The 12166-nt window shown below is 63.2% G+C and carries 16 protein-coding genes; 7 read left to right on the top strand and 9 right to left on the bottom strand.

Annotated elements, in window-relative coordinates; all coding sequences use genetic code 11:
* Window positions 1–85: 85 nt before the first annotated feature.
* Both AB3X39_RS11295 and AB3X39_RS11290 read left to right on the top strand, forming a co-directional pair.
* Window positions 86–538, top strand: coding sequence for an SRPBCC family protein (locus tag AB3X39_RS11295; protein ID WP_369417484.1), 453 nt, complete (start codon window positions 86–88; stop codon window positions 536–538).
* Between the two features lie 73 nt (window positions 539–611).
* On the top strand, window positions 612–821 hold the full coding sequence (locus tag AB3X39_RS11290; protein ID WP_369417483.1) for a DUF2788 domain-containing protein: 210 nt from the start codon (window positions 612–614) through the stop codon (window positions 819–821).
* Window positions 822–830: 9 nt separating this feature from the next.
* On the opposite strand, the gene AB3X39_RS11285 is transcribed toward AB3X39_RS11290, so the two are convergent.
* The 9 genes from AB3X39_RS11285 to AB3X39_RS11245 form a co-directional block, all read right to left on the bottom strand.
* Window positions 831–1115, bottom strand: coding sequence for a YbeD family protein (locus tag AB3X39_RS11285; RefSeq protein ID WP_369417482.1), 285 nt, complete (start codon window positions 1113–1115; stop codon window positions 831–833).
* The gene (locus tag AB3X39_RS11280; protein ID WP_369417481.1) at window positions 1112–2038 is read right to left on the bottom strand and encodes an aminotransferase class IV; all 927 of its coding nucleotides are present in this window, start codon (window positions 2036–2038) and stop codon (window positions 1112–1114) included. Before AB3X39_RS11280 ends, AB3X39_RS11285 begins: the two co-directional genes overlap by 4 nt.
* 35 nt (window positions 2039–2073) lie before the next feature.
* Window positions 2074–3234 carry a D-alanyl-D-alanine carboxypeptidase family protein gene (locus AB3X39_RS11275; protein WP_369417480.1) on the bottom strand — a complete coding sequence of 387 codons (1161 nt, stop codon included), beginning with the start codon at window positions 3232–3234 and terminating at the stop codon, window positions 2074–2076.
* Window positions 3231–3914, bottom strand: a complete 684-nt coding sequence (locus AB3X39_RS11270; RefSeq protein ID WP_369417479.1) for an alpha/beta hydrolase — start codon at window positions 3912–3914, stop codon at window positions 3231–3233. The genes AB3X39_RS11275 and AB3X39_RS11270 overlap by 4 nt, the downstream gene beginning before the upstream one ends.
* A gap of 22 nt (window positions 3915–3936) precedes the next feature.
* Window positions 3937–4269 carry a (2Fe-2S) ferredoxin domain-containing protein gene (locus tag AB3X39_RS11265; RefSeq protein WP_369417478.1) on the bottom strand — a complete coding sequence of 111 codons (333 nt, stop codon included), beginning with the start codon at window positions 4267–4269 and terminating at the stop codon, window positions 3937–3939.
* Window positions 4266–5405, bottom strand: coding sequence for a VanZ family protein (locus AB3X39_RS11260; protein WP_369417477.1), 1140 nt, complete (start codon window positions 5403–5405; stop codon window positions 4266–4268). Before AB3X39_RS11260 ends, AB3X39_RS11265 begins: the two co-directional genes overlap by 4 nt.
* A gap of 43 nt (window positions 5406–5448) precedes the next feature.
* Window positions 5449–5895, bottom strand: coding sequence for a CopD family protein (locus AB3X39_RS11255; protein WP_369417476.1), 447 nt, complete (start codon window positions 5893–5895; stop codon window positions 5449–5451).
* Window positions 5896–5926: 31 nt separating this feature from the next.
* The gene (locus AB3X39_RS11250) at window positions 5927–6223 is read right to left on the bottom strand and encodes a hypothetical protein (RefSeq protein ID WP_369417475.1); all 297 of its coding nucleotides are present in this window, start codon (window positions 6221–6223) and stop codon (window positions 5927–5929) included.
* Between the two features lie 74 nt (window positions 6224–6297).
* Entirely contained in the window at window positions 6298–7704 is a 1407-nt protein-coding gene (locus tag AB3X39_RS11245; RefSeq protein ID WP_369417474.1) for a serine/threonine protein kinase, read from the bottom strand.
* Between AB3X39_RS11245 and argS the strand changes: the two genes are divergently transcribed.
* Genes argS through lptB form a run of 5 tightly spaced genes read left to right on the top strand, consistent with a single transcriptional unit; the run spans window position 7703 to window position 12158 of the window.
* The gene (argS, locus tag AB3X39_RS11240) at window positions 7703–9388 is read left to right on the top strand and encodes an arginine--tRNA ligase (RefSeq protein WP_369417473.1); all 1686 of its coding nucleotides are present in this window, start codon (window positions 7703–7705) and stop codon (window positions 9386–9388) included. The genes AB3X39_RS11245 and argS overlap by 2 nt on opposite strands.
* Window positions 9389–9427: 39 nt before the next feature.
* Window positions 9428–10027 carry an SPOR domain-containing protein gene (locus tag AB3X39_RS11235; protein ID WP_369417472.1) on the top strand — a complete coding sequence of 200 codons (600 nt, stop codon included), beginning with the start codon at window positions 9428–9430 and terminating at the stop codon, window positions 10025–10027.
* Between the two features lie 48 nt (window positions 10028–10075).
* Window positions 10076–10750, top strand: coding sequence for a thiol:disulfide interchange protein DsbA/DsbL (locus AB3X39_RS11230; RefSeq protein ID WP_369417471.1), 675 nt, complete (start codon window positions 10076–10078; stop codon window positions 10748–10750).
* 5 nt (window positions 10751–10755) lie between these two features.
* On the top strand, window positions 10756–11388 hold the full coding sequence (gene lptA / locus AB3X39_RS11225; protein WP_369417470.1) for a lipopolysaccharide transport periplasmic protein LptA: 633 nt from the start codon (window positions 10756–10758) through the stop codon (window positions 11386–11388).
* Entirely contained in the window at window positions 11385–12158 is a 774-nt protein-coding gene (gene lptB / locus AB3X39_RS11220; protein ID WP_369417469.1) for an LPS export ABC transporter ATP-binding protein, read from the top strand. The genes lptA and lptB overlap by 4 nt, the downstream gene beginning before the upstream one ends.
* Window positions 12159–12166: the final 8 nt, after the last annotated feature.

The raw sequence follows: 12166 nt of genomic DNA, 5'->3' as shown, positions 1-12166 counted from the left end.
CATGGCCTCTTGCCATGACGATCCGGCTCGTTTAGATTGTAACTAGTTACCAATTTGTTACTTTTGCGATCCTGGAGTCACGCTCATGCGTTGGTTATTCAATGTGTTGAAAGCCATGGCGGTTTGTCTTGGCCTCTTGGTGGGCGTGGCTTTTTTCTTGCCAAGCCATGGGCATGTTGAGCGAAGTCTTGACCTCTTTGTGCCGATTCAACGGGTTTGGGGGCTGATCGCTGATCCCCAGCAATGGAGCACGTGGTCGCCGTGGTCGCTCAAAGATCCCGCCATGAAATTGCGCTTTGAGGGGGCGGAGTCACGTCGCTTGCTGACCTACACCTTGACCTTGGTCGAGCTGGGTGTGCCGGCCCATGGTGCATTCACATTGGACACCACGCCTGTGGGGACCCGTGTGACGTGGAGTCTGGATGCTGACTTCGGCATGAACCCGGTGGGCCGCTGGTTGGGCCTTGGGTTGGAGCACACGGTCGGTGCGGATTTAGAGCGCGGTTTGGGGCGTCTGGCGCGGATCAGCAAGGACTGAGCGGGTTAGGCTCGATATCCTGCTGGCACACAGGGCCTTATCATCGCACCCTCCATCTTTCCGGAACCCCGCCATGTTTGGTTTCACTGAAGAGCAGATCACCAATTTCGGCATGACCTTTGGGGTCGGTGCCTTCATCATCTACATGCTCTTCATCGTGGGTCAATTGGCCTACGAATCGAAAGCCGGCAAGTTTGGAACATTCATCCTCTTTGTGGTGCTGGCCTTTGGGATGGTGGGTTTCATCGCCAAGAGCGTGATCACGTGGTGGTGGGGCCTTTAAGCCTAAGCCTTAAAGCACGTACTTCACCATCGGGTGGCTGGTCAAGGCGCGGTAGAGCGCGTCCAGTTGCTCCCGGCTGGTGGCGTGCACCGTGAGGGTCAGCCCCAGATAGGTGCCCTTGCTGCTGGGGCGTTGTGCGATGGATGCTGGGTTGAACGCTGGGTCAAACTGCTGCGCCACCGCGCCGATGCTTGCCACAAAACCGGGGTCATGGGGTCCCATCACCTTGATGGGAAAGTCGCAGGGGTATTCGATCGGCGATGGCTCGGGTGGAAGGCTGTTCGGGCTCGTCATGGTGCAAGGTTGAGAGATTGTTCGATGCGGGCTTGCTGATAGGCTTGGGCGAGGCGGGCATACACCGGCCCCGGCCGACCGCGCCCCGTGCCGTGGCCGACCGCCTCACCGTCGAGACGGGTGACCGCCAGCAACTCAAAGCTTGGCTGGCTCAGCAGGATTTCACTCGCACTGCGCAGTTCCGTGGCGGTGATGGGGCGGGCGTGGCAAGCGATACCGACGTTCTCGGCCCATTCACGCAGCAACTCGACCGGAGCATCGCCGGAGCGATGGCCTGATGTTGGACCGCCGAGGAGGGCATCTTCCAACACGATCCAGACGTCTGAGATGGCGCCACCCGTCACATCCACCCGACCGTGGCCGTGGTCACGCAACAGAATGGTTTCAAAGGCACTTTGGTCTTGGGCCAACTGATGGGCCATGAAGTGACCCAGAAGCGAGGTCGAGCCGATGTCGTCGCGTTCCCAGCGGAAATCCGGCGCCGTGATGCACCCCACGCCGTGGTGACGCATCTCCGCGCTCGGGGCTGAGATGGGCTCACTCATCAAAAAAACATGGGGGCTGAGGCCCTCTACCAAGCGGGGGTGCAGGTCATGGGCTTGGAGGGCCTGACCCCGCGTGACGTGAATGTGCAGGCGCTGTTCATGCTCAGCCACACGGTTGGCCAGTTCACGCAGCAGCGCCAGCCAGCCGGCGCGGTCCAGCGGATTGGGGATGCGAGCCACCGCCAAGGCGTGTTCCAGCCGGGCCATGTGTTCGTCAAAGCGGAACAGCCGCAGGGCATGAACCGCCAAGGCTTCATGGATGCCGTCACCAAAAAGGAAACCTCGGTCAAGCACCGACACCTGTGTTGTTCCCAAACTCTGCCAAGCGCCGTTGAGGTAGCAGGGGCGGTCGTTCAGGGCAACTGGGGGGGTAGACATGATGGTTTCCTCGTCGGGACCGGAGTGATGGGGGTTTATTTCAGGAATAACCGCAGGCTATCCCATAAACGGCCCACCACGCCAGCCACCGGCACCGCTTCAACCACGGTGATCGGCACTTCGGCGGTCGGCTGACCGGGGACGCTGATTTTCAGCACACCGACGCGCTGACCCACTTCCAGCGGCGCCATGAGCGGATCGGTGCGGGTGAGTTCGGTCTTGATCTGCTTGCCCGTGCCTCGGGGCACCAAGGCGTAGATGGGGGTGAGCGAGCCCAGCAGGGCGGTGGGTTTGGCGCCCTTCCAGACCGGGGCGGTGCTGATGGTCTGGCGCGCGTCAAACAACTTGATCATGTCGAAGTTGGCGTAGCCCCAGTTGAGCAGCTTCTGGCTTTCGGTGGCGCGGGCTTCCTTGGAAGCGGCGCCCAACACGACCGAGATCAGGCGCCGGGCGCCGCCAGTGGCTTGGTCGCGCTTGGCGCTGGCGATCAGGCAGTAGCCGGCTGCGTCGGTGTAGCCGGTTTTCAGACCGTCCACGCTCGGGTCCCGCCAGAGCAGCAGGTTGCGGTTTTCTTGGCGGATCTTGTTGTAGGTGAACTCTTTTTGCCGGTAGTAACCGACCCGTTCGGGGAAATCGGTCAGCAGCCGGGCGGCGATGATGGCCAGCTCGCGCGCGGTGCTGACATGGCCCGCTGCCGGCAAGCCTTCGGGGTTTTTGAACTGGGTGTTCTTCAGACCAAAGGCTTGGGCTTGGCGGTTCATGCGCTCGACGAAGGCTTCGACCGAGCCGCCAACCGCTTCGGCCAGCAAGACGGTGGCGTCGTTGCCACTCTGGATGATCATGCCCCGGATCAAGTCTTCGACGGCAACCCGTGTGCCCACTTGGATGAACATGCGCGAGGACTCGGTCATGCCCGTTTTCCAAGCCCGTTCCGAGACCATCAGCTCTTGTTGCAGGGTCAGTTGATGCTGTTCAAGCGCCTGAAACACCAAGTAGGCCGTCATCAGCTTGGTGAGCGAGGCCGGCTCGACGGTGGTGTCAGCGTCTCGACTGGCCAAGACCTGACCGGCCGTCACGTCGAGCAGCACGTAGGCCCGGGCAGCGATTTCGGGCGCTTGGAGCGTTTGAGCCTGAGCGAGGACGGGACCCAGAAGACTCAGCAAGAGACTCAGGCCAAGAAGCAGTAGACGATTCATCGGGAGGAGGGGGGCGAAGCAAGCGGGGGGGCTTGGAGGTGGGCTTGGGAGGGGGCGTGCGGGGCGTGCCAACTGCGCACGATCAGGTCGCGCAGGGGGGTCAATTGACCATGGAAGAAGTGACCCACGCCGGGCATCACCACCACCGGCAGCTGCTGGGGGCGCGCCCAGTTGAGCGTGGCGCTGAGCGGCACGACCTCGTCGGTTTCACCGTGGATCACCAAGGTGTTGGCCGGGACGTTGGCGGGCGTGGCGCGTTGGGTCGAGGGGCCGACGAGGATCAGGCGCTCAGCCCGGTCATCGCCGCTGAGCTTTTCAGCGGCCAAGGTGGTGACGTAGGCGCCGAAGGAAAAGCCGGCCAAGACCAGCGGCAGGTTCGGTGCGCGGTGGGCGGCGATCACGGCCAGCATGTCCTCGCATTCGCCCAAGCCGTCGGCGTGGCTGCCCTCGGTGGCGCCCACGCCCCGGAAGTTGAAGCGCACGCAGCTGTAGCCGAGTTGCAGCAGCGCCCGCGCCATGGTCTGCACCACCTTGTTGTCCATCGTGCCGCCGAACAGCGGATGCGGATGGGCGATCACGGCCAGGCCGCGCGGTGCCGTGCTGGCGACGGGGATGTCCAAGGCGCACTCGATCATCCCGACCGGACCGGTGCACAGCAGGCGCTGGGTTTGAGCGTTCATGGTGGAGGGCGGTTGCGGTCGCTCAATGTCCGACGTCATCCGGCAGACGCAGGCGCTCGACGATTTGGCCCTTTTGGAGGTGGCTGTCGATGATCTCGTCGATATCGTGGTTGTCCACAAAGGTGTACCAGACCGCCTCCGGGTAGACCACGGCCACGGGTGCGCCGGCGCAGCGGTCCAAGCAGCCAGCCTTGTTGACCCGGACTTGCCCCGGCCCGGCCAAGCCTTCGGTCTTGACGCGCATCTTGCAGTGCTCAAAGCCCGCAGCAGCACTTTGATCGGCGCAGCACGCCTGACCGTTGTCGCGCTGATTGAGGCAAAAGAAGATGTGGCGCTGGTAGTACGAAGTGTTCATGGCGGGATTGTAGAAAGGTCCTTGGGGCCGCTGGTGGGCGGCTCCTTGCCGAGCGTGAGTCGAACCAAGAGAAAGATCAGCGCCGCAAAGGGCCAACCCCAGCCCAACCATTCGGCCATGCCATGAAAACGAATGAACTTGCCTTGTTCCCAGCCTTGCAGACTGAGGGCGAAATAAGGGTCGTTTGGGATCTGGTTCACCAGATCAATCAGGGTGGTCAGCGCGATCAAGCCGATGGCGGCGATCAAGCGTCGGGGCAGCCAAGCCAGACCCGCACCGAGGAGCAAGCCCAGACCCAAACCATAAGGGACGGGCGGCGTGATCCACGCCATGGCATGGTCGGGTCCGAAGTTGAGGGCGGTCGAGAGGGTGGTGCTGATCAGCCCTGCACCGACGATGGCGGCCATCAAGACCAACCGCCGATGGGGGTTACGGCTCATCTCGAAGGCGACCCAGCAAGGGGCCAAGGTGCCCAAGGCAATGGCAAACATTTCGCTGCCTTGGCTCAGGGTATCGCTGGGGATGGTCTGTGGAACCCAGTCGGCCCAAGGGGTGTTGGCCAGCAAGTCGATGAGCGCTTCGCTCAAGTGACTCAGACCTTGGCCCATGCCCAAGGGCAGGGGCGGTGGGAAGAGCAAGGCCATCGGCCAAGACAGCAGCAAGGCGATGCCCACGGTGCCGTGTGGCAGCAGCCAGGTGTCGCGCAAGATTTGCCAGCGCAGCAGCCAGCCGCTGCGGTTGAGCAGCAAGGCGATGCCGACCCCGAGGCCCGTGCCCAAGCTGTTCATGGCCAAGTCAAGGCGCGAGGGCACCCGCATGGGCAAGAAGTTTTGGGTCCACTCCATCAGCAGCGAGAGCAGGCAGCCGGCCAGCAGTGCTTTGAAAGCCGCCCAGCGACCGCGCTCGCCAGCGCGCAAGCGCCCGACCGTCATCAACAGGCCCAGCGGAGCGTAGGCCGCGAAGTTGCTCCAGAGATCGAAGCGTGATGAATGCGGCTTGGGCAACCACAGCAGGCTGAGCCAATCGGAGGTCGAGGAACGCCAGCCGCTGAAGGGGTGCAAGCTGGCGTAGACGATCAGGCCGATCCATATCCACGCCACCGGCCAAGCTGAGGAGCGGTAGTGGGGGGTTGCCATGACCGCAGGCGCTGAGGTTGATCCGACGCTGATCAGACGTTGATCAGAACGGCTTGACAACCACCATGACCACGATCGCCGCAAACAGCAAGACCGAGCCTTCGTTGTAGACCCGGAACCAGCGGTGCGAGCGTTGATGGGTCTGGCGTTTGAAATGCCCCAGCAGGCGCTGGTTATGCACGTGATAGCCGACCACCAGGGCCACCAGTGTCAGCTTGGCGTGCAGCCAGCCGTGCGGCCCATCCCCCCCGCGCAGTGACCAGAGGTCGTAACCCAGCCAAAGCCCCAAGCCGCTCAGCAAGGCGATCACCATCAACCCGTGCGAGAAGCGTTGCAGCTTGCCCGCCATCAGCAGTAGGCGTTCGCGCTCAGCGTGGCTGTCGGGCTCCACCATCGCCAAGTTGACGAACAGCCGGGGCAGATAGAACAGACCGGCAAACCAGCTGGCGATGAAAACGATGTGCAGGGCTTTGAGCCAGAGATAGGGCATGGGTGTTGCGCGTTGGCGTTACTTGCTAGCGTTACTTGCTGGCGCTGGCGACGCACTTCTTGACGAAGCTGTTCTTGGCGGCACCCTTGAGCTTCTTTTCGCTCGCTTGCGTCTCACAACCACTCTTGGCCGCCGTAGCGCTGGCTGCGCCAGCGCTGTGCGCCGGGCCCTTGGCGTCTTTTTCACACTTTTTCAGAAAACTGGTTTTGGCAGCACCCACCAGTTTGCGGTTGGTGGCTTCAGCATCGCACGTCGGGTTGAACGCTTGAGCAGCGGTACCGATGAGGCTGAGTGAGGCGACGAAGGCGAGGGTCCAAGAACGGCGCATGAGAGCACTCCAGTAAGGGCGGTTGACCAAAGAACGTTGAGCCCGCGCAGTGTCGCACAGGCCCTTTCATGGGTTCAATGACCCAGAATTCGGCGCGGGTGATCCAGCGCTTCATGCGCGGCGTGCAAGCGGCGCACCAGCACCTTGATGAAGGCCTGATCGAACAGGGGTTTGCAGCTGGCGCTGAGTTGGGCCAGCGAATCGGGCGTGAACGACATGGTGGTGGCGGTTTCAGTGACGATCACATCGACGCTGCGCACGCGCATTTCCGGATTCGGTGCCAAGTAGGCCATTTCACCCACCGTGGTGCCAGCGCCCAGGTGGGCGACGCGCTGACCTTCGCGGTAGATCTCGACCGCACCGCTGGCAATGATGTGGAAGGTCGGATCGGTTTCGCCTTTGCGCGACAGGGCGGTACCGCTCCGAAAGCGCTGCCAGTGGGCGCGGCGCACCACTTCCCACAGCGCCACATCGTCGAAGCCGTTGAAGAACTCCAGCTTGCGCAGCAGGTGGAAACGCTCAGAGTCGAGCACGTCGCTGGCTGAGGCCGGATTGTCGCCCAAACTGCGGCCCCGCACCAGCGCCGAGAGCGCTTCGGCAAATTGATCCCAATCGGCGTAGCGATCGGCGCTTTTCTTGGCCAGCGCACGGTGGATGACGGTGTCGAACGCTTCGGTGATATCGGGGCGCACGCCCATCAGGCTCGGAACGGGGTCATGGCAGACCTGATGCATCAGGCTGGCTTGGCTGTTGCTGAGAAAAGGCGGGCGACCGGTGATCAGGTGAAAGAGCACCGCCCCCAAGCCGTACATGTCGGCGCGGCAATCCAAGTCATCACCGTCGAGTTGCTCGGGCGACATGTAGGCCAGCGAGCCGACCCGGAACACTTGCGTGGCGTCGGAGCGCAGGTTCAAGACGCTGCCGAAATCGCTGATGCGCACGTCTTCAACACGCTGACCGTGCGCCACCACCAAGATGTTGGCCGGTTTGATGTCGCGGTGGATCAGCCCTTGGCGGAAGCAGTAGTTCAGCGCCATGGCGCACTTGAAGCCGATTTCAACGATCTGATCCAGCGGCAGCCACTGATCGGGGCGGCAGTAGGTTTTAAGCGTGGTGCCGGGGACGTAATCCATCACCAGATACGGGCCCTCAGGATCGGCCACCGCGTCGTGGATGCGCACCACGTTGGGATGATGGAGTCGCCCCGCCAAAGCGGCTTCGGCGGCGAAGAAGTGCTCGAAGACGTTGTCGGCGGTGCTGCCGCCTTGCATGTGCGCTCGCATGCGTTTGATGGCCACGTCCTCGTTTTTGAACGGGTCGTGGCAGAGGAACACCTCGCTCGTGGCACCTTCGCCCAAGCGTTGCAGGACTTGATATTTGCCAATGCGCTCAGGCAAGGCCGTGGAGCTGGCTGAGGAGCGGGGGGTGGGCGAGGTCGGCATGATCAGCGCTGTTGTACCCGACCCGTAGAATCCCGGCATGATTCAAGCCAAAAAAGAACTGCTTGCCGCGCTGGGTGAGGCGCTGGTTGAACTGGTCCCCGGTTCCACGCTTGCCCCCGCTTTCGAAAACCCCAAACAAGCCGCTCATGGCGACTTGGCCTGTACCGCCGCCATGCAGCTGGCGCGGCCGCTCAAGCGCAATCCGCGCGAGCTGGCGCAGCAGCTCATCGCCGCCTTGTCGGCCAAGCCCGCTTGTGAGCGTTGGGTCGATGCGATGGAGATCGCCGGCCCCGGTTTCATCAACCTGCGTCTCAAGCCTGCCGCCCGCCAAGGCGTGGTCGCTTCGGTGCTGGGCGAGGGTGACGCCTTTGGCCGCGCCCCGGTCCAAGACAGCGGTGTGATGGTCGAATTTGTCTCGGCCAACCCGACCGGCCCGCTGCACGTGGGCCACGGCCGCCAAGCGGCGCTGGGAGATGCGCTGTGCAACGTCTTCGAGACCCAAGGTCTGCGGGTGTTGCGTGAGTTCTATTACAACGACGCCGGGGTGCAGATCCAGACCTTGGCGCTTTCGACCAAGGCGCGCATCGATGGCCTCAAGCCCGGTGATGCGGGCTGGCCGGAGTCGGCCTACAACGGCGACTACATCGCCGACATCGCGGCCGACTACCTTGCTGGCAAGACGGTCGAGGCCGATGACCGCACCTTCACCGCTTCGGGTGATCCGCAGGATCTGGACAACATCCGCGAATTTGCGGTGGCCTATCTGCGCCACGAGCAGGATCTGGACCTCAAGGCCTTCGGGGTGCGCTTCGACAACTACTACCTGGAGTCGAGCCTCTACACCAGCGGGCGTGTGGCGGCGGCGGTGCAGCGCCTGAGCGACGCTGGCAAGACCTTCGAGCACGAGGGCGCGCTGTGGCTGCGTACCACAGACTACGGTGACGACAAAGACCGCGTGATGCGCAAGTCCGACGGCGGTTTCACCTACTTCGTGCCCGATGTGGCCTATCACATCACCAAGTGGGAACGGGGCTACGCCCGCGCCATCAACATCCAAGGCACCGATCACCACGGCACCATCGCCCGGGTGCGGGCCGGTTTGCAGGCTGCGGGCTTGGGCATTCCGGCCGGTTTTCCGGATTACATCCTGCACACCATGGTGCGGGTGATGCGTGGCGGCGAGGAGGTCAAGATCTCCAAGCGCGCCGGCTCTTACGTGACCTTGCGTGACTTGATCGAGTGGACCAGCAAGGATGCGGTGCGTTTCTTCCTGATCAGCCGCAAGGCCGACACCGAATACACCTTCGATGTCGATCTGGCGCTGCAAAAGAACGACGAAAACCCGGTGTTCTACGTCCAGTACGCCCACGCGCGCATCTGCTCGGTGTTGGATCAATGGAGCCAGACCCGGGGCGGCGATCAAGCGTCTTTGGCCCAAGCGGACTTGAGCCTGCTGGTGGCCCCGAGCGAAGCCACCTTGATGAACAAGCTGGCCGATTACCCCGAGATGCTGGGACGGGCGGCGGCCGATCTGGCGCCGCACGACGTGGCTTTCTACTTGCGCGAGCTGGCCGGGTTGTTCCACGGCTATTACGCTGCCGAGCGCTTCTTGGTCGATGACGCCGCCTTGAGCCGCGCCCGCATGGCCTTGTTGGCCGCGACCGCGCAGGTGTTGCGGTCGGCCTTGGCCCTGCTTGGGGTCAGTGCACCACGCAAGATGTGAACCCACAAAGCAATGTGAACCCACACAAGGATCGACACCATGACGGAGACAGGGAAAGCGGGTCGCGGCAGTTTCATGCTCGGATTGGGCTTGGGCATCTTGCTCGGTCTGGCCGTGGCTTTGGTGCTGGCCATCACCATCAACAAGGCCCCGGTGCCTTTCATGGACAAGGTGCCGCAGCGCACGGCGGAGCAAGACGCGGCGGAAGCCGAGAAGAACCGCCATTGGGATCCGAACACGCCCCTCTATGGCAAGGGGCTGTCGGCTGCCAGCGCGGTGGCAGCGAGCGCCAGTGCCACGGCGGAGGCGGCTTCGGTGGCCACGTCGGCTGCGGCCAGCGCCGTCGGTGGCTGGGTTCTTAAGGCCGCCAGTGCGGTGTCAGCCCACGCGGGGCCCGATCCGTTTCAGTACTACATCCAAGTGGGGGCGTATGCCCGCAGCGAAGACGCTGAGCAGCAGCGCGCCAAGCTGGCCATGTCGGGGCTCACGGCCCGTGTGACCGAGCGGGAACAGACCGGTCGCACGGTCTACCGGGTGCGCGTCGGGCCTTTTGAGGCCCGTGACGACGCTGAATCGGTGCGCGGCCAAGCTGTGGATGCCGGTTATCGGGATGCCACCTTGGTGCCCGTGCCGCGTTAAGGCACGGTCCCCAGCCGTGCCATGCAAAGAGCAAAGGAATTTTTCAACATGGATCGTCGCAATTTCATCGCAAAGAGCACCCAAGGGGTGATGGGCACATGGCTGGCGTCGAAGGGTGTCGCCGCTTTCGCTCAAGGCAACTTCCAAGAAGGCAAGCATTACCAGCGTCTGTCACCGGCGCTGCCGGTGACGGTGCCCAAGGGCAAGATCGAAGTGATCGAGTTCTTCTGGTACGGCTGCCCGCATTGCCACGCTTTTGAGCCGACCTTGGCGGACTGGGTGCGCAAGTTGCCGGCGGATGTGGTTTTCCGCCGCGTTCATGTGGCCTTCCGCCCGGCGTTTGAGCCGCTGCAAAAGCTTTATTTGTCGCTCGAAGCGTTGAACAAAGTGGACGCGGTGCATCGCAAGGTCTTCCAAGCGATCCACCAAAACGGCGCGCGTTTGGAGCGCCCCGAAGCCATCATCGACTTTGTCGTCGCCCAAGGCTTGGACCGCAAGGAATTCACCGACACCTACAACTCCTTCGGTGTGCAAGCCAAGGTGCGCCAAGGCAAGCAGCTCTCCGAGGCCTACAAGATCGACGGCGTGCCCTCGATCGGTATCCACGGTCAGTACCTGACCTCGCCGTCGATGGCGGGCGCAGGCTTGCCGGAAACCGACGGCCAAGTGCGGGTGCTGACGCTGGCCGATCAGCTCATCGACAAGGTCCGCAAGGGCGGTTGATCGACATGATGATCACGATGAGCCGCTGGCTCTTGGGGCCGCGTGTCGGCCTTTGGGTGGGGATGCTGGCCTTGTGGGCGGGCTCGGCCATGGCGGCGGACAAAACCGCTGCGCTGTTGCCGCCCGCCGCGACCGCTTCTCAACCCGCGCTGATGTTTTCGGCCGATGCGCTGCGCATCGACGATAAACGCAAGGTGCGTGTCCTGAGCGGTCGGGTCGAAATCATCCGGGGCGGGATGCAGATCCACGCGGGCGAGGTCGAGTTGCGCACCACGCCTCAAGGCGAACAGGTGCTGGCGCTGGGCCAAGACGGCACGCCAGCGCGTTTTGAGCAAAAGCGCGAAGGCCGCGAAAGCCTTGAGGGCGACGAGCGCGTTGAGGGCCAAGCCCTGCGGGTGGAGTACGACGCCAAGAGTGGCACCGTCAAGCTCTCGGGCCAAGCGGTGCTGCGCCGCTGGCGCGGCACGGTGCTGGCTGACGAGATGGCCGGTCACACCATCGCCTATGACCACGAGCGCGAAGTGTGGGAAGTGCTGGGTGCTGCGCCTGCGGGCGGGGTCAAGGGCCGGGTGCGCGGGCTGGTCTCACCCGCGCCCTCAAGCGCCCCGGCTTCTGCGCCCCAAGGAGAGCGGCGTTGAGCGGCGGTGTCGATCCGGTCATCGACCGCAGCAGCCGCTTGGTGGTGGACGGCCTGCAAAAGCGCTACGGCGCGCGCCAAGTGGTGAAGAACGTCCATCTGGCGGTGGGCAGCGGTGAAGTGATTGGCTTGCTTGGCCCCAACGGCGCGGGCAAGACCACCAGCTTTTACATGATCGTCGGCTTGGTGCGCGCCGATGCCGGCCGAATTGAGCTGGACGGTCGCTCGGTCGAGCGTTTGCCGATCCATCAGCGTGCGCGGCTCGGTTTGTCGTATCTGCCGCAGGAGGCCTCGATCTTTCGCCGTCTGTCGGTGCAAGACAACATCCGCGCGGTGCTGGAGTTGCAGTACGGCCCGAGCGGCAAGCCCTTGAGCACGGCGCAGGTCAACGAGCGCTTGGATGGCTTGCTGGCCGATTTGTCGATTGAGCGTTTGCGCCACAGTCCGGCCTTGGCCCTGTCGGGCGGTGAGCGCCGGCGGGTGGAAATCGCCCGTGCCTTGGCCACGCAACCGCGTTTTATCTTGCTGGACGAGCCGTTTGCCGGTGTGGACCCGATCGCTGTGATCGAGATCCAGCGCAACATCGCTTTCCTGCGGGCGCGTGGCATCGGGGTGCTCATCACCGACCACAACGTCCGCGAAACCCTGGGTATTTGTGATCGCGCTTACATCATCAGTGAAGGCAGCGTGCTGGCTGAAGGCACGCCCGCAGAGATTGTTGAAAACACCGAAGTTCGCAAGGTCTACCTCGGTGAGCATTTCCGCATGTAAGCGCGGCA

Source organism: Leptothrix ochracea, assembly GCF_041083635.1.
In the GTDB taxonomy this organism is placed as follows: domain Bacteria; phylum Pseudomonadota; class Gammaproteobacteria; order Burkholderiales; family Burkholderiaceae_C; genus Sphaerotilus; species Sphaerotilus ochraceus.
This window is presented reverse-complemented; position numbering and strand designations above follow the sequence as displayed.